The following is a 15473-nucleotide window of genomic DNA, read 5'->3' as shown; positions in this document are numbered from 1 at the left end:
TGTTACTCAGCCTTCCTCGGAAACGCGCGTCCGCCGTGCGATCTCGTGCGCGTTCAGCAGCGAACCGAACCCGGCCCGGGTGATCCGCGCCACGAGCTCCGCGTACGAGGTGCCCAGCGCCTCCGCCGTACGCCCCAGGTGCCAGTCGCAGTCCGCGAGCCGCCGCAGCAGGTACCCGCGCCGGATCTGCGCCTCCGACAGCCGGAACGTCTTCAGATAGGCCGTCCGCCCCCGGCGGTCGCTGATCAGCTCCCCGATGTGCTGCTCCTGCCCCGAGCGCAGGAACGGCGGCAGGAAGCGGAACAGCCGGAAGCCGCCCAGGTCGTGGACCCGCTCGAAGGCGTACGGGGTCTCCAGCAGGTCCCGCGCCATCAGACCGTCGTGCGCCTCGGCCCACGCCCGCTCCTGCGCCCGCGCCGCCCGGCGCAGATCGCCGAGCGTATGGAAAGCGCCGCTCCCCAGAGCGGCCCGGAACTCCGGCACGGGCGCGCCGTAGTGCGCGTACTGGTGCACCAGCTCCCCGAACAGGTCCTCCACCAGCGTCGGGTGCAGCAGCCGGTAGTCGTCGGGATGCGGCACGACGAAGGCGGCGGCCAGCGCGTCCGCCACGTACAGCAGCATCCCGCACTGTCCCGGATGGATCTCGAACACCCGCAGCGCCTCCGCGAGCCCCGGCACCGCCCACCCCGCGTACGCGGCCTCCGCGCGCGGCGACAGACCGCGCCGCACCGCCTCACGGGACCACTCGTCCCACACGACCGAAGGGCCGCCGAAGTGCAGCGCCAGATAGCCCTCCAGGGCGAGATGGAGCGGCAGGAACCGCAGCCGCGGCTCGCCCCTGCGGCGCCGCGCGAGCCGCCGCACGGGCACCGCGACCGGCCGCTCGTCCCCGAGCCGGGTCCCGTAGACGGCCGCCTCCCCGGACGCGCCCGCGGCCCCGCCCGTCCCCGCGTCCGACCAGTCGGCGACGAAGCCGTGCGGGATGTACGAGGTGTAGACGGTGCCGTCACCGACCTCGACCGTGTCGGGGCCGTCCCAGGCGTGCGCGTACACCTCGCGGCGCAGCCGCAGCCCGGCCACCGGCTCGTCCCGCACCAGCGGCACGAGCCGCACCCCGCCCCACACCTGCGCCGGCCGGACGGCGAGCCCGGTCAGGTCGATCCGCGTCATGCCCGCGCCTCCCCCGAGTGCGCCGCCAGGAACAGCTCCACCCGCCGGTCCAGATAGGCCCGCAGCGCGGCGAGCCCCTCGCGCCCCTCCGCGAACCGGGCGATCTCCACCAGCGCCGGCAGGTCCTCGGCGTCCCGGATGCCGGTCGCCGGCACCCCGGGCGCGAGCCGGCGCACGTCGAAGACATCGGCGTCGTATACGGGGTTCACGTGCACCACGCTCGTGCGCCGCAGCGGATCGAGCCGGGTCCGCCACACCCGCAGCACCTCGCCCGCCAGCCCGGGCGGCGCGTTGTCCCAGCCGTCCGACACGATCACCAGCCGCTCCGGCGTCCCCTCCAGGGCGTCGATGATCCGCTCCCCGAGCGGCGTCGCCCCCCACGGCCGGACGAGCAGCGGATCGCGGGCGCCCGAGGTCCAGTGCGCCGTGTACGCGCCGGGCGCGGCCAGCGCCTCCAGGAGGAAGTGGCAGCCGAGCGCGACAGCCAGCGGCCGGCGCCGCTTCACCGCCGAACCCGAGGCCGAGAAGCTGTCGTCGAGCACCGCCGCCACCCGGCCCCAGCTCCCGGCATGCGGCCCGGCCACCCGTCGCGCCGCCGTCCGCAGCGCCCCGGTCAGCTCGGCGCGCCGCTCCCTTCTCTCCCCGAAGGGGAGAGACAGCACGTACAGCGCGAGCCGCGTCAGCGGCATCACGGACAGATCGGTGCCCGCCCCGGCGGGGCGGGTCCGCAGCCGCTCCAGGCGGGTCATGCGCGGCGCGATCCGCTCCAGGAACACCGCGCGCGGCACGCCGTGCTTCGCGGCAAGCCCCTCGGCGACCGTGAACGGCAGCTCGTACAGCGCCGACTGCGCCCCGTGCTCGTGGTGGGCCCTGCGGTACGCCTCCAGGGTGCGGTGCGCGTAACGGGCGCGGCGGCGCGGCGCGAAGAGGAAGTCGCCCGTCTCCGGCGCGTCCGGGAACGGCAGATGGGCGTGCCGGACGGCGGCCCTGAGCCCGGGCCGGTACTTCACGGCGTCATGGGCCAGATCGGGCCGGGCCGCCAGCCAGTCACGGACGATGGCGCGCGTGCGGCGGTTGTTGACCCCGGCGGCGCGCAGGGCGCGGAAGAGCCGGTACACCCGCTGCGGCGGCATCACCGCGAGCCGCGCCGCGATCAGCCGGCCCTCGCCGGGGCCCGCCTCGCGCGGGGTGCGCAGCAGCTGCTCGGCGATCAGGGCGGCGTTGTGGTCGTTGATGTCGAGCGCGAGCGCGGCGGCGTACAGCGGCCGGTAGTTGACGCGCACGTACTCGTGGAGGAAGTCGAGGGACAGGCGCTGTTCCTCGGCTGTGGCGCGGAACTCGCGCTGGCCGGTGGCCGTGACGGCCGCGTTGACGAAGAGCAGCACGTCCTCGGCGGCGATGAGGTCCGACATCGGCTTCCTTGCTCCTTCGCCCGTACCGGCGCCCGGTGCCGGCCGGGGAATGGGGGCGCGAACAACGAATACGTTGCTGTAGAGGCAGGTCCCGGAAGTCGCGCCGGAGTCCCGCGGCCGGCCCGCCGACGCTAACACCGGGGGAGGGGAGGGACGCCACCGGGTTTCGCACGCCCGCGCCCGCGCCCGCGGCAGGGCGGACGGAGGCTGGGCCGGCCGGGGCCTGGGGGCGTGCGAGGCGGGTCGGGGGTGCGCCCGGAGCGTGCGCTCGGGGCCGGGCCGGGGGCGTCTGCGGGTCATCCCGGATCCCCTTGTCGGCGCCGCCCGGCAGACTGGAGGGCATGACGAAGCTCCTGGGCACGAAGCCCCGTATCGGTCTCCTCGGCACCGGCCCCTGGGCCGAGCGCACCCACGCGCCCGCCCTCGCGGCGCACGCGGGTGTGGAGTTCAGCGGGGTGTGGGGCAGACGGCCGGAGCCGGCGGCCGCGCTGGCCGCGGCGTGCGGCACCCGGGCGTACGAGGACGTGGACGCGCTGTTCGCGGCGAGCGACGCGATAGCGATCGCCCTGCCGCCGGACGTCCAGGCCCCGCTGGCGGCGCGCGCGGCGGCCGCGGGGTGCCATGTGATCCTCGACAAGCCGGTGGCGACCTCGGTGCCGGCGGCCCGGGAGCTGGCCGACGCGGTGACGGCGGCCGGGGTCGCGTCGATCGTCTTCTGCACGCTCAGATTCGCGGAGCCCACCGCCCGCTGGATCGACGAACAGGCCGCGGCCGGCGACTGGTTCCTCGGCGAGGCGCACTGGCTGGGCTCCCTCTTCGCCGCCGGCTCGGACAGCGCGTACGCGGCCTCGCCCTGGCGCCGCGAGAAGGGCGGCCTGTGGGACGTCGGCCCGCACGTCCTCTCCGTCTACCTCCCGGTCCTCGGTGACGTCACCTCGGTGAGCTGCGTCGCCGGGCCGGCCGACACCCGCCATCTGGTCCTTCGCCACACCTCGGGCGCGAGCAGCACCGCCACGCTCACGCTCAGCGCCCCGCCCGCCGCCTCCGAGGCCGCCCTGTCCCTGTACGGCGAGCGGGGCCGGGTGACGATGCCGGGCTGGGACGGCGCGCTGGGCGCCTTCGGCGGCGCGGTGGACGCCCTGCTCGATGCGATACGCACCGGCAGGCCGCACGCCTGCGACGTGCGCTTCGGGGCCCGGCTCACGGAGATCCTGGCGGAGGCGGAGGCACAGGTGCCGACGGAGACCCACCGGCGGCCATGAGGTCCCGTACGCCGGAGAGGAAGCGGCGTACGGCCTCCGACTCGCCGTCGTCGAAGTCGCCGAGCAGCGCCACCGTGCCGTCGATCAGCGGCCCGAACCAGGCGCGGCCGAGCTCCTTCGCCCCGTCCTCGACGCGCAGCAGCACCCGCCGCCGGTCGCGCTCGTCCCGCACCCGGGCGAGGTGACCGAGCCGTTCGAGCCGGTCGATGACGGCGGTGGTGCCGGCGGAGTTGAGGCCGAGCTGCGCCCCGAGCCGGCCGGCGGTGGCCGGCGTGCCGTCCCGCTCGGCGTCGAGCAGACAGATCAGTGCGCGCACATCCGTGGTGTGCATGCCGTTCCGGGCGGCGAACTCGGCCTGTCGCAGGCCGAATTCGACGGTCACCGCACGCAGCAGATGAAAGATCCGCAGCTCTTCCGACTCAGCCATGGAGGTGTCCTTGCCTTCCCGCCTATTATCTCGCTCAGCGAGATTATCGCCGAGCGAGAGGATCCCTGCGTGCCCCGGAAATCGCGCGACTCCGTCCTCGCCTACGGGCGCGCCTACGACGCCGTCCTCGCCCACTGGCCGGCCGGCGCCACCACAGCCACCCTGCCCACCCCGTACGGATCGACCCACGTCATCAGCCACGGCCCCGCCGACGCTCCGCCCGTACTGCTCCTGCCGGGCGGCGGGGCCACCGCCACCAGTTGGTACGGGACGGCCGAGGCGCTCGGCGCGAGCCACCGGGTGCACGCCGTGGACGTCGTCGGCGAACCCGGCCGCAGTGTTCCCGACCCCCGGCGTCCGATGCGTAGCGTCGCCGACCTCACCGGGTGGCTCGACACCCTGCTCGACGCGCTCGGCGTCCCGCCCGCCGGCCCGGTGGGCCTCGTCGGCCACTCCTACGGCGCGTGGCTCGCCCTCCAGTACGCGCTCGCGTCGCCCGCCCGGGCCGGCCGGCTCGCCCTGCTCGACCCGACCGACTGCTTCGCCGGCTTCTCCCCGCGCTTCCTGCTGCGTGCCCTGCCGGTGCTGCTCCGGCCCACCCCGGCCCGCGGAGCCGCGCTCCTCGACTGGGAGACGGGCGGCGCGGCGGTCGATCCGGAATGGCGCGAACTGTACGCCCGCGGCGCGGAGTTCCGTACCGCGCGACCGGTGTCCGGTCCCCGCCCCACCGCCGAGCGGCTCGCCGCGCTCCGGCAGCCGACGCTCGTCCTGTTCGCCGGCCGTTCCCGGGTCCACGACCCGCGCGCGGTGGAGCGCCGGGCCCGGGCCGCCGTCCCCGGCGCGGAGACGGCGGTCCTGCCCGACGCGACCCACTTCACGCTCCCCGTGTCGGCGCCACCGGGAACCCACGCCCGGATCGCCCGCCACTTCACGGACTGAGAAGAGAGGAGAGGGAGAGAGAAGGAGGGGGAAGGAGGGAGAAGGGAGGACGGTCAGCGGGACAGCGCGTCCCGCACGGCCTCCTCGGAGCGCCCGACCACGGCCGTGCCGTCCTCGGCGGTGATGATCGGCCGCTGGATCAGCTTCGGGTGCTTCGCGAGCGCCTCCACCCAGCGGTCGCGGTTCGCCGCGTCCTTGGGCCAGTCCTTGAGCCCGAGCTCCTTGGCGTCCGCCTCCTGGGTGCGCGTGATGTCCCACGGCTCCAGACCGAGCCGGTCGAGCACGGCCCGGATCTCGTCCGGCGACGGCACGTCCTCCAGGTAGCGGCGCACGGTGTAGTCGGCGCCCTCGGCGTCCAGCAGGGTCAGTGCGCTGCGGCACTTGGAACAGGCGGGGTTGATCCAGATCTCCATGCCCTCCAACGTACCGCCGGCCGCATCCCCGAACGCACCCCTCGTAACGCACCTCCCCATGCGGCCCGGACCGCCCCGACGCGCCCCCGCGCCGCCCTGCAAACACACCGCCAAAGCCCGTCTGGCCAGGGGCGATTGTCAGTGGTGGCCAGTAAAATCGAGGGTGAAGGTGAGGGTCCCGGGGAGGGCCCCCACCCCCGTTCGTCAGGAGGTCGCCCATGGCCGTAGCCACGCTCAGGACACCGTCCATCGAACCCTGGAAGCCCCTCCGGAAGCAGCCGCTCCCCGCGGGCCGCCCCCGCGAGTGGTACGTCACCCACAACCGCCGGCTGAAGGCCATGCGCCTCGCCATCGCCCTGCTCGACGCGGGCGTCTATCTGCCGTCCCGGGCCACCAACGCGCGGATACGCACGACCGCCGCCCAGCTCGGCATCCACCCGCCGTCCGACACCACCTGCCACATGGTCCGAGCCCTGATCCGCTACAGCCGCTGACCCCCGCGGGTGCTGCCCGGCCTCGCGCCGGGCAGCACCCCTTCACCACCGCGGTGTCACCAGGCGACGGGCAGCCGCTCGGGCAGCCGCTTCATGAAGTTGGTGCGCCACACCAGCTGTTCGACCGGCACCGCGAGCCGCACGTCCGGCAGCCGCTCCAGGAGCGTCTCCAGGGCGATCTCGGCATGCCGCTTGCCGAGCGCGGTCGCCGGGCAGTAGTGCCGGCCGCCGCCGAACGACAGATGGTCGGCGGCGTTCTCCCGGCCCGGCCGGAAGACGGCCGGGTCCTCGAAGTGCTCCGGATCGTGGTTCGCCGCCTCCACGAGCACGAGCACCAGCTCACCCGCCCGCACCAGCACGTCCCCGAGCTGCACGTCCTCAAGGGCGAGCCGAGGCAGCCCGTCCCCGATCGACAGGTTGACCCGCAGCAGCTCGTCCATCGCCCCGGCGACCCGGCCGCCACCGCCGGCCAGCGCCTCCCGCACGTCCGGCCGGGTCAGCACCGACACCAGCGCCATCGTCAGGAAGCCCGAGGTCGAGATCACCCCGGCGCCGAACAGCGTCACGCCGACCGTCGCCAGCATCTCGTCCGTCAGATGCGCGTACTCCGGATCGTCGCGCAGCGCCGCGAGCTCCGCCATCAGCCCGCCGGTCGCCGGATCGTCCAGCCGCTCCGTCATGTACGCGATGTCGCGGTCCCAGTTGAGCCGCGCCGCCTCGATCTCGCGCGGCGCGTTCATGAAGGCGACGTCCAGGCTCCGCAGCAGCCGGGGCCCGTCCTCCTCCGGGATGCCCAGCATCCGGCAGTGCAGCCCCGCCGAGTACGGATCCGCGAAGCCGCCCCGCAGCTCCCCGGGCGCCCCCTCGGCGACCAGCGCGTCCACCAGCGTCCCGGCCCGCTCCCGCAGCCACTCCTCAAGCCCCGGCGCCTTCGGATTCAGCGCCTTCATCACGGCTTTGCGCAGCCCGGCCCCGGTGATGTTGCCCATGTTGTTCACGACGTGCGGTGGAATCGTCAGCGCGTACTGCCGCGGCGCCCCCGGCGCCGAGGTGTCCTTCAGGCTGAACCGCGGGTCCTCCAGGACCTGCTTGCACAGCCCGTACGAGGAGACCAGCCAGGCGTCCGCGCCGGCGATCGTCCGCACCCTCGTCACCGGCGCGGCGCGCAGCGCCTCGACCTCGGCGGGCAGCCGGGTGCCGTCCCAGTCGAAGGGGAAGGCGAGCGGTTCGTTCGCGGTGGGCGCGCCGTTCGCGGTCATGGTGCTCATCGCGGATCTCCTTCGATGTCGACGGGTGTGACGATGCCGTGGCCCTGGTTGCGCGAGGCCCGCAGCCCGGACCCCCGGGCGTACAGCAGGTCGGCCAGCGGAAGCGCCTGGTGGTAGCAGTTCAGCGAGGACGGCACCCCGAGGATCGCGGGCGTGTCCAGGAACAGCGGCACCTCGGCGCAGATGTACGCCCGGCACACCTCCCGCTGCCGCGCGGTGACCTCCTGACCGGGACCGACCTTCCCCTTCAGGAAGATCCCGGTCAGCGCGTCACACGTCTCCCGTACCACCGCGTCCTCGGCCACCGCGGCGAGCACCTGCCGGTGCAGCTCCTGGTACGCCGGAATCCCCTCGAACTCCGACATCCCCCGCGCCCGCAGCCGCCGCCCCTCGGGATCCACGTCCGCCACGGCCGCCGCGACCTTCGCCCGCACCCCCCGCAGGTTCTTCACGGCCTTCCGCCGTGCCTCGTCGGCCCCGTACCCGAGTGCCTCGTACATCTCCGCCACATGCAGATCCGTGTGGACGAAGTCGACCTTCTCGAAGTGGTCCAACCCCCAGCGCGCCAGATCGCGCAGTCGCTGAGCGGTGAAATAGCTGTTCCCCGGTGAGACGCCGATGACCACGTGCGCGCCCTCGTCGGCGATGACGCGGCAGTGGTCGGTATACGGCTGAAGTCTGAGCGTCTCCGCAGGGGCAAGTGCCGCCTGAGTCACGTTCGGCAAATCCTCATCGCGCCACTAGTCCCAGCGGAGCCCTGTGCTCCGGGTGTGGCGGCAGCGACGACCACACGTTAGCGATCAGTCGCGGAGAGTGAAACTACTACTCGCGGGTAGGCACATGATTTCGTCGTCCGTTCGCATTCTCGTCACGTCGGAGCCCGCCTGCTCCACCTCGCGCCTCCGGCAAGCGGCGAGGGCCGCCACCCCGGAGTCTCCGGGATGACGGCCCTCGTCAGACGGTCTCTGCAGCCGCGGCTTAGAGGTCGAAGTAGAGCTCGAACTCGTGCGGGTGCGGGCGGAGCTGGATCGGGGCGATCTCGTTGGTCCGCTTGTAGTCGATCCAGGTCTCGATCAGGTCGGAGGTGAAGACACCGCCGGCCTGCAGGTACTCGTTGTCCTCCTCCAGGGCGGAGAGGACGGCCTCGAGGTTGGTCGGGACCTGCGGGACGTTGGCGTGCTCCTCCGGAGCCAGCTCGTAGAGGTCCTTGTCGATCGGCTCCAGCGGCTCGATCTTGTTCTTGATGCCGTCGAGGCCCGCGAGGAGCAGCGCCGAGAAGGCGAGGTACGGGTTCGAGGACGGGTCCGGCGCGCGGAACTCGACGCGCTTGGCCTTCGGGTTCGAGCCCGTGATCGGGATGCGCATGGCGGCGGAGCGGTTGCGCTGCGAGTACACCATGTTGACCGGGGCCTCGAAGCCCGGGACCAGGCGGTGGTACGAGTTCACCGTCGGGTTGGTGAAGGCGAGCAGCGACGGGGCGTGCTTGAGGATGCCGCCGATGTAGTAGCGGGCGGTGTCCGACAGGCCCGCGTAGCCGGCCTCGTCGTAGAACAGCGGGTCGCCGTTCGACCACAGCGACTGGTGGACGTGCATGCCCGAGCCGTTGTCGCCGAAGATCGGCTTCGGCATGAAGGTCGCGGTCTTGCCGTTGCGCCAGGCGACGTTCTTCACGATGTACTTGAAGAGCATCAGGTCGTCGGCCGCGGCGAGCAGTGTGTTGAACCGGTAGTTGATCTCGGCCTGGCCGGCGGTGCCGACCTCGTGGTGCTGGCGCTCGACCTTCAGGCCGACGTTCTCCAGCTCCAGGGAGATCTCCGAGCGCAGGTCGGCGAAGTGGTCGACCGGCGGGGCCGGGAAGTAGCCGCCCTTGTAGCGGACCTTGTAACCGCGGTTGTTCTCCTCCGCACCGGTGTTCCAGGCGCCGGCCTCGGAGTCGATGTGGTAGAAGCCCTGGTTCGCGGAGGTCTCGAAGCGGACCGAGTCGAACACGTAGAACTCGGCCTCGGGGCCGAAGTACGCGGTGTCGGCGATGCCGGTGGAGGCGAGGTACGCCTCGGCCTTCTTCGCGATGTTGCGCGGGTCACGGCTGTACTGCTCGCCCGTGATCGGGTCGTGGATGAAGAAGTTGATGTTCAGCGTCTTGTCGCGGCGGAAGGGGTCCACGCGCGCCGTCGACAGGTCGGCGCGGAGCGCCATGTCGGACTCGTGGATGGCCTGGAAACCGCGGATCGACGAACCGTCGAAGGCGAGCTCCTCCGCCGGGTCGAAGGCCGTCGCCGGGATCGTGAAGTGCTGCATCACGCCCGGAAGGTCACAGAACCGGACGTCGACCATCTTGACGTCGTTGTCCTTGATGAACTTGTTGACCTCGTCGGCGTTCTGGAACCCGTGCTTCTCGGACATCCAACTCCTCCTACTCCCGGCCCGGGGAGGGGCGGGGTTGCAGCTCGGTCATGTGGCCAGTGCGGTGGCTCACGCTGGACCCGACCATAGGCATGCGGCATTTCTCAAGCATGACCCATTTGTTTCGTCGAAGTTAACCGGCCCGGGTGTGCCGAACCGCGCCGCGCGCGCCCGCCGACCCAGGCCGAAGTGATCAAAAACGGGCGCAGTACCGTGGTCGGGTGGACAACAGGCAAGCACTCGGATCATGGCTCTCCGGCCCCCGCGCCGCGGCCGAAGAAGCAGGCGTGGACTTCGGCTACCGCGGGCAGCAGCTCGGTCTGCCCGAGGAGGGGCCCGGCTCGATCGCCCGCCCCGGCCGCCGTCTCGGCGCACTCGCCGTCGACTGGGCCCTCTGCATGCTGATCGCATACGGTCTCATCACCCACCACTACGGACAGTCGACCGGCAACTGGGCCGTGCTCATCCTGTTCGTCCTGAGTGCGCTGACCGTCGGCACCGTCGGCGCCACGCCGGGCAAGCTGCTCTTCCGGCTGCGCGTCGTCTCCGTGCACGGTGGCCGCCTCGGCGTCCTCCGGGTCGCCCTGCGCAGCGCCCTGGTCTGCCTCGCGATCCCGGCCCTCATCTGGGACCGCGACGGGCGCGGCCTGCACGACCGCTTCTCCGGCGCCGTCCAGGTCCGCGTCTGACCCACGTACGCGTCTGGACCCACGAAAGAACGACGAGAGGGGCGCCCCGGAACAGTCCGGGGCGCCCCTCTCGTATTCGTACGACTCGTGTGACTCGTTCGACCCGTACGCTCAGCGCATCTTTCCGCCGCGCGGCATCCGCATGCCCTTCGGCATCGGGCCCTTCGGCAGCGGCATGTTGCTCATCAGGTCGCCCATCGCGCGCAGCCGGTCGTTGGCCGCCGTCACCTGGGGGCCGGCGAGGACCCGCGGAAGCTTCAGCATCTTCGTGCGGATCTTCTTGAGCGGCACCTGGCCGGCTTCCTCGTCGTTGCCGACGACGATGTCGGTCACCGGCACGTCGACGACGATCCGGGCCATCTTCTTCTTCTCGGCCGCGAGCAGCGACCTCACCCGGTTCGGGTTGCCCTCCGCGACCAGGACGATGCCGGCGCGGCCGACCGCGCGGTGCACGACGTCCTGGCTGCGGTTCATCGCCACGGCCGGGGTCACGGTCCAGCCGCGCCCGACGTTCTGCAGGACCGCCGCGGCGGCGCCGGGCTGGCCCTCCATCTGGCCGAAGGCAGCCTTCTCGGCACGCCGGCCGAAGACGATCGCCATGGCCAGGAACGCCAGGACGAAACCGAGGATGCCCAGGTAGACCGGGTGACCGATCGCGAAGCCGATTCCGAGGAGGACACCGAGTACGACGATGCCCACGCCCGCGACGACGAGCCCGACCTTGGGGTCGGCCTTCCGGGTCATCTTGTACGTGAGGGCGATCTGCTTCAGTCGCCCGGGGTTCGCGGCGGCGTCAGCGCCGCCCGTGTTTGCCTTCCTCGCCATGTCCTGAAGTCTACGTGGCCCGGGATGCCCGGCCGGCCACGGCCTCCATCACGTTTTGGGCCTCCACGCGGTCCTTCGCGCGGCGACGGTCCTCCAGGACGGAGGTCCAGGCGTTGCGCCGGGCGGTGCGCTGCCCACGGGCGAGCAGCAGGGTCTCGACGGCCCTGAGGGCATCGGTGACGGACGGGAACGCGTGGGCTCGGATATGCGCGGCCTGCATGGGCGAGAGCCTCCGTGAGCGCTCGGTGGCGGTGAGTGAGAACAGCCTCACAGATCGGTGTTACCAGGGCGTGACCCGGCGGTCAAACACTGATGAAAGCCTGATGCGGCCCTCCGTGAGCACGGAAGGCCGCATCAGGTCGTGCGTCATGCGCGAAGCGGCGGCTCAGACGGCCTGCGTGGCGTTGTCCACCGCGCCACGGCGCTCGATCGCCTGCTGGTAAAGCCGGCCCGCGCGGTACGACGAACGGACCAGCGGGCCCGACATCACACCGGAGAAGCCGATCTCCTCGGCCTCCTCCTTCAGCTCCACGAACTCGTCCGGCTTGACCCAGCGCTCCACGGGGTGGTGCCGGACCGACGGGCGCAGGTACTGCGTGATCGTGATCAGCTCGCAGCCCGCGTCGTGCAGGTGCTGCAGGGCCTCGCTGATCTCCTCGCGGGTCTCGCCCATGCCGAGGATCAGGTTGGACTTCGTGACCAGACCGTAGTCGCGGGCCTTGGTGATGACGTCGAGCGAGCGCTCGTAGCGGAAGCCGGGGCGGATCCGCTTGAAGATCCGGGGCACGGTCTCGACGTTGTGCGCGAAGACCTCGGGGCGGGAGGCGAAGACCTCCGCCAGGAGCTCCGGCACCGCGTTGAAGTCGGGCGCGAGCAGTTCGACCTTGGTGCGGCCGGCGGCGCGCTCGGCGGTCTGCTGGTGGATCTGGCGCACGGTCTCCGCGTACAGCCAGGCGCCGCCGTCCTCCAGGTCGTCGCGGGCGACGCCGGTGATGGTGGCGTAGTTCAGGTCCATCGTGACGACGGACTCGCCGACGCGGCGCGGCTCGTCACGGTCGAGGGCCTGCGGCTTGCCGGTGTCGATCTGGCAGAAGTCGCAGCGGCGGGTGCACTGGTCGCCGCCGATGAGGAAGGTCGCCTCGCGGTCCTCCCAGCACTCGAAGATGTTGGGACAGCCCGCCTCCTGGCAGACCGTGTGCAGACCCTCGCTCTTCACGAGACCCTGGAGCTTGTTGTACTCCGGTCCCATCTTCGCCCGGGTCTTGATCCACTCGGGCTTGCGCTCGATGGGGGTCTGGCTGTTCCGGACCTCCAGGCGCAGCATCTTGCGTCCGTCGGGTGCGACTGCGGACACATCGGCTCCTGTAGCTTCGATTCTTCGGCGTACACCAGGGTACGCCCGTTGCTTCCTATGCCTTCACCGTTGGCCAACCCGTGGCCATGGGTGGGCATTCCTCAGGCCGAGGCCCGCTCCGTCTCGCGCGCGCTCTCGCCCGCGCTGTCGCGCTCGATCTCCCGCGGCTTCAGCACCGCTTCCGCCATCACCTCGCGCAGGTGCTTCTCGACGACCGGGAGCACCTCCTCGATCGTGACGTCCCGGCCCAGCTCGTTCGCGAGCGAGGCCACGCCCGCGTCGCGGATGCCGCACGGGATGATCCGGTCGAACCAGGTGTTGTCCGGGTTCACGTTGAGGGCGAAGCCGTGCATCGTCACGCCCTTGGCGACCCGGATGCCGATGGCCGCGAGCTTGCGGTCCTCGCGGCGCTGGCCGGCGTTGGACGGGGCGTACTCCGGGCCGTTCATGCGCGGGTCGAACTCGTCGTCGTGCAGCCGCGGGTCGAAGTCGAGCGACAGCCCGCCGAACTGCGGCCGCTGCTCGACCGGGTCGCCGAGCACCCACACGCCGCTGCGGCCCTCGACCCGGCTGGTCTCCACGCCGAACTCGGCGGCGGTGCGGATCAGCGCCTCCTCCAGACGGCGTACGTGGGCCACGACGTCGACCGGACGGGGCAGCTTCATGATCGGGTAGCCGACCAGCTGGCCGGGGCCGTGCCAGGTGATCTTGCCGCCGCGGTCGACGTCCACCACCGGCGTCCCGTCCAGCGGGCGCTCGCTGTCCTCGGTGCGCCGGCCCGCGGTGTAGACCGGCGGGTGCTCCAGGAGCAGACACGTGTCCTCGACCTCGTCGGCGAACCGGGCGGCGTGCACCTCGCGCTGCTTGTCCCACGCCACTTGGTAGTCGACGGCGTCCGCGCCGAAGCCCAGACGGACGAATCGCAGCTCACTCACGGCAAAGCCTCCTCCTGGGTGCCGGGGCCGGGTTCCGGGGATCGTCCCGGGGCGGGAGCCGGCTCGGCACCATGCGTCAATCGCGCCCATGCCACTGTACGGCGGTACGCCGGACGGCCCTCCGGCAGGTGTGTGAGGGCCCCTACGTCCCCTGCGTCAGCGACGAGCCAATCCTCACACGATCGGATGAATGTGGGGCGAAGGTGGCGGTAAGGGCGGCTAGTGCCGCTAAATTCACGCCGTTCCATGAGGGCCACGAGGGTCCGTACGGGCTGCCACCCCGGGCCCGGAAGGCAGGAGACCGCACAGCTGATGACGGAACGACCCTCGCAGCGCATGCCGAACCGCCAGCTCGCCGCGCTCATCGCCGAAGCAGGCTTCTCCAACGCCGGGCTCGCCAGACGCGTCGACCAGCTCGGCCTCGAGCACGGGCTCGACCTGCGGTACGACAAGACCTCGGTGACCCGCTGGCTGCGCGGCCAGCAGCCGCGCGGCACCACCCCCGCCCTGATCGCCGAGGTCTTCACCCGCCGCCTCGGCCGCCGGCTCTCCGCGCAGGACCTCGGGCTGGACGCGTGCGCGCCGGTCTACGCGGGCCTGGAGTTCGCGGCGACGCCCGAGGAGGCCGTGGACATCGTCAGCGGGCTGTGGCGCAAGGACTCCGGGAGCCACGCGGAGCTCCGCAAGATCGCCTTCACGCCGGCCGGGCTCGTCGTGCCGAGCCGGGACTGGCTGATCGGGCGGGCCGACGAACGGGTGGCGCGCGGCGAACCGAGCGGCCCCGCCGGAGGTCCGGGCGGCCTGGGCGGCCCTGGCGGACTGGGCGGCCCCGGTGGCCCGGAACCGCGGGTGCCGCTGCAGGGGCGCTACTCCGTGCCCCGCCAGCGCGGCACCGACCGGGGCCCCGGGCAGCGGGTGACCAGCGGCGACGTCGCCGCGCTGCGCTCGGTCGGCGAGCTGTTCCGCACCCTCGACCACGCGTACGGCGGCGGGCACGCCCGGCAGGCCCTGGTCCGCTACCTGGAGCACGAGGCCGAGCCGATGCTGCGCGGTACGTACGGCGAGAGCGTCGGGCGCCGGCTCTTCGGTGCCGTGGCCGACCTCACCCGCCTCGCCGGCTGGACGTCGTACGACATCGCCGCGCACGGCCTCGCCCAGCGGTACTTCGTGCAGGCGCTGCGGCTCGCCCAGGCAGCCGGGGACCGGGCCTACGGCTCGTACGTCCTCGTCACCATGAGCCACCAGGCCGTCTACCTCGGCCACGGCCGCGAGGCCGTCCAGCTCGCCCGGGTCGCCCAGCAGGGCGTCGGCGCCGCCGCGCCGCCCGTCGTGCAGGCCCTGCTGCACTCCGTCGAGGCGCGCGGGCACGCCGTCCTCGGCGAGTCCCGCGCCTGCGGGTCCGCGCTCGCCCGCGCCGAACGCGCCCTGGAGGCCGCCCGGCCCGGCGACGAGGTGCCCTACTGGGCCCGCTCCTTCGACGAGGCGCAGCTCGCCGACGAGTTCGGCCACTGCCACCGCGACCTCCAGCAGTACCGCGCCGCCGCCCAGCACGCCGAACGCGCCCTCCAGCTCCGCGGCCCCGGCTTCGCCCGCAGCCGCCTCTTCTGCCGCGTCGTCCTCGCCTCCGCCCGCCTCGCCCTCGGCGAACTGGACCAGGCGTGCGCGCTCGGCGCGGAGGCGGCGCAACAGGCCTCCGAGATGCGCTCGGCCCGCGCGGTCGAATACATCCGGGACTTCGAGCGCCGCCTGGAGCCCTACCGCGACGCCCCGGCGGCCCGCACGTACCGCGACAGGGTGCGCGGCGCGCTGATCCCGCTGGACAACGCGAGCGAGTGGCGGCTGGACGTCATCCTCGGCCCCGGCGACCCCGGCACGCCCGGGG

General features: G+C 72.5%; 16 protein-coding genes. 5 read left to right on the top strand and 11 right to left on the bottom strand.

The annotated features are described in order from the left end of the window. Positions 1-6: 6 nt before the first annotated feature. Both ACWEV0_RS22185 and ACWEV0_RS22180 read right to left on the bottom strand, forming a co-directional pair. The gene (locus tag ACWEV0_RS22185) at positions 7-1170 is read right to left on the bottom strand and encodes an ARPP-2 domain-containing protein (protein ID WP_453151112.1); all 1164 of its coding nucleotides are present in this window, start codon (positions 1168-1170) and stop codon (positions 7-9) included. Further along, positions 1167-2582, bottom strand: coding sequence for a hypothetical protein (locus ACWEV0_RS22180; RefSeq protein ID WP_453151111.1), 1416 nt, complete (start codon positions 2580-2582; stop codon positions 1167-1169). The genes ACWEV0_RS22185 and ACWEV0_RS22180 overlap by 4 nt, the downstream gene beginning before the upstream one ends. 341 nt (positions 2583-2923) lie before the next feature. Between ACWEV0_RS22180 and ACWEV0_RS22175 the strand changes: the two genes are divergently transcribed. After that, on the top strand, positions 2924-3844 hold the full coding sequence (locus ACWEV0_RS22175; RefSeq protein ID WP_453151110.1) for a Gfo/Idh/MocA family protein: 921 nt from the start codon (positions 2924-2926) through the stop codon (positions 3842-3844). Here the strand turns inward: ACWEV0_RS22175 and ACWEV0_RS22170 are convergent. Continuing rightward, a complete protein-coding gene (locus ACWEV0_RS22170) occupies positions 3783-4271 on the bottom strand; it encodes a MarR family transcriptional regulator (RefSeq protein WP_453151109.1) in 489 nt (162 codons plus the stop codon). The two genes, ACWEV0_RS22175 and ACWEV0_RS22170, sit on opposite strands and share 62 nt — an antisense overlap. Before the next feature lie 69 nt (positions 4272-4340). On the opposite strand from ACWEV0_RS22170, the gene ACWEV0_RS22165 reads away from it, so the two are divergent. Beyond that, positions 4341-5210 (top strand): alpha/beta fold hydrolase, encoded by an 870-nt coding sequence (locus tag ACWEV0_RS22165; protein WP_453151108.1) that lies wholly within the window; start codon positions 4341-4343, stop codon positions 5208-5210. A 53-nt stretch (positions 5211-5263) separates the two neighbouring features. On the opposite strand, the gene ACWEV0_RS22160 is transcribed toward ACWEV0_RS22165, so the two are convergent. Continuing rightward, entirely contained in the window at positions 5264-5623 is a 360-nt protein-coding gene (locus ACWEV0_RS22160) for an arsenate reductase family protein (RefSeq protein WP_453151107.1), read from the bottom strand. A gap of 218 nt (positions 5624-5841) precedes the next feature. Between ACWEV0_RS22160 and ACWEV0_RS22155 the strand changes: the two genes are divergently transcribed. After that, a complete protein-coding gene (locus ACWEV0_RS22155; RefSeq protein ID WP_453151105.1) occupies positions 5842-6117 on the top strand; it encodes a hypothetical protein in 276 nt (91 codons plus the stop codon). Between the two features lie 56 nt (positions 6118-6173). On the opposite strand, the gene ACWEV0_RS22150 is transcribed toward ACWEV0_RS22155, so the two are convergent. The 3 genes from ACWEV0_RS22150 to glnA form a co-directional block, all read right to left on the bottom strand. Next, positions 6174-7385 (bottom strand): cytochrome P450, encoded by a 1212-nt coding sequence (locus tag ACWEV0_RS22150; RefSeq protein ID WP_453151104.1) that lies wholly within the window; start codon positions 7383-7385, stop codon positions 6174-6176. Then, a complete protein-coding gene (locus tag ACWEV0_RS22145) occupies positions 7382-8101 on the bottom strand; it encodes a tRNA-dependent cyclodipeptide synthase (RefSeq protein WP_453151103.1) in 720 nt (239 codons plus the stop codon). The genes ACWEV0_RS22150 and ACWEV0_RS22145 overlap by 4 nt, the downstream gene beginning before the upstream one ends. Positions 8102-8363: 262 nt before the next feature. Further along, complete coding sequence (glnA, locus tag ACWEV0_RS22140; protein WP_453151101.1) at positions 8364-9788, bottom strand: type I glutamate--ammonia ligase; 1425 nt, start codon at positions 9786-9788, stop codon at positions 8364-8366. A 221-nt stretch (positions 9789-10009) separates the two neighbouring features. Between glnA and ACWEV0_RS22135 the strand changes: the two genes are divergently transcribed. Beyond that, positions 10010-10477 carry an RDD family protein gene (locus ACWEV0_RS22135; RefSeq protein WP_453151099.1) on the top strand — a complete coding sequence of 156 codons (468 nt, stop codon included), beginning with the start codon at positions 10010-10012 and terminating at the stop codon, positions 10475-10477. Positions 10478-10588: 111 nt separating this feature from the next. Here the strand turns inward: ACWEV0_RS22135 and ACWEV0_RS22130 are convergent, their stop codons facing one another. The 4 genes from ACWEV0_RS22130 to lipB form a co-directional block, all read right to left on the bottom strand. After that, positions 10589-11302 carry a DUF4191 domain-containing protein gene (locus tag ACWEV0_RS22130; RefSeq protein WP_453151098.1) on the bottom strand — a complete coding sequence of 238 codons (714 nt, stop codon included), beginning with the start codon at positions 11300-11302 and terminating at the stop codon, positions 10589-10591. Positions 11303-11312: 10 nt separating this feature from the next. Beyond that, positions 11313-11522, bottom strand: coding sequence for an SCO2195 family GlnR-regulated protein (locus tag ACWEV0_RS22125; RefSeq protein WP_453151097.1), 210 nt, complete (start codon positions 11520-11522; stop codon positions 11313-11315). A gap of 165 nt (positions 11523-11687) precedes the next feature. Then, positions 11688-12656, bottom strand: a complete 969-nt coding sequence (gene lipA / locus ACWEV0_RS22120) for a lipoyl synthase (protein WP_453151096.1) — start codon at positions 12654-12656, stop codon at positions 11688-11690. A 101-nt stretch (positions 12657-12757) separates the two neighbouring features. Continuing rightward, complete coding sequence (gene lipB, locus ACWEV0_RS22115) at positions 12758-13591, bottom strand: lipoyl(octanoyl) transferase LipB (RefSeq protein WP_453151094.1); 834 nt, start codon at positions 13589-13591, stop codon at positions 12758-12760. Between the two features lie 312 nt (positions 13592-13903). Between lipB and ACWEV0_RS22110 the strand changes: the two genes are divergently transcribed. Further along, positions 13904-15473, top strand: a 1570-nt coding sequence (locus ACWEV0_RS22110) for a hypothetical protein (protein ID WP_453151093.1), incomplete at its 3' end; no start/stop codon positions are given.

This window comes from Streptomyces sp. NPDC003943, from assembly GCF_053605265.1.
The sequence above is the reverse complement of the archived record's forward strand: the minus strand, read 5'-3'. Positions and strand labels throughout refer to the sequence as shown.

What these genes read in the sequence shown, in the direction of transcription:
- ACWEV0_RS22150 (WP_453151104.1), bottom strand. Translation starts at nt 7,385, where the DNA reads ATGAGCACCATGACCGCGAACGGCGCGCCCACCGCGAACGAACCGCTC.
- ACWEV0_RS22125 (WP_453151097.1), bottom strand. Translation starts at nt 11,522, where the DNA reads ATGCAGGCCGCGCATATCCGAGCCCACGCGTTCCCGTCCGTCACCGAT.
- ACWEV0_RS22180 (WP_453151111.1), bottom strand. Translation starts at nt 2,582, where the DNA reads ATGTCGGACCTCATCGCCGCCGAGGACGTGCTGCTCTTCGTCAACGCG.
- ACWEV0_RS22160 (WP_453151107.1), bottom strand. Translation starts at nt 5,623, where the DNA reads ATGGAGATCTGGATCAACCCCGCCTGTTCCAAGTGCCGCAGCGCACTG.
- ACWEV0_RS22175 (WP_453151110.1), top strand. Translation starts at nt 2,924, where the DNA reads ATGACGAAGCTCCTGGGCACGAAGCCCCGTATCGGTCTCCTCGGCACC.
- glnA (WP_453151101.1), bottom strand. Translation starts at nt 9,788, where the DNA reads ATGTCCGAGAAGCACGGGTTCCAGAACGCCGACGAGGTCAACAAGTTC.
- ACWEV0_RS22130 (WP_453151098.1), bottom strand. Translation starts at nt 11,302, where the DNA reads ATGGCGAGGAAGGCAAACACGGGCGGCGCTGACGCCGCCGCGAACCCC.
- ACWEV0_RS22155 (WP_453151105.1), top strand. Translation starts at nt 5,842, where the DNA reads ATGGCCGTAGCCACGCTCAGGACACCGTCCATCGAACCCTGGAAGCCC.
- ACWEV0_RS22185 (WP_453151112.1), bottom strand. Translation starts at nt 1,170, where the DNA reads ATGACGCGGATCGACCTGACCGGGCTCGCCGTCCGGCCGGCGCAGGTG.
- ACWEV0_RS22170 (WP_453151109.1), bottom strand. Translation starts at nt 4,271, where the DNA reads ATGGCTGAGTCGGAAGAGCTGCGGATCTTTCATCTGCTGCGTGCGGTG.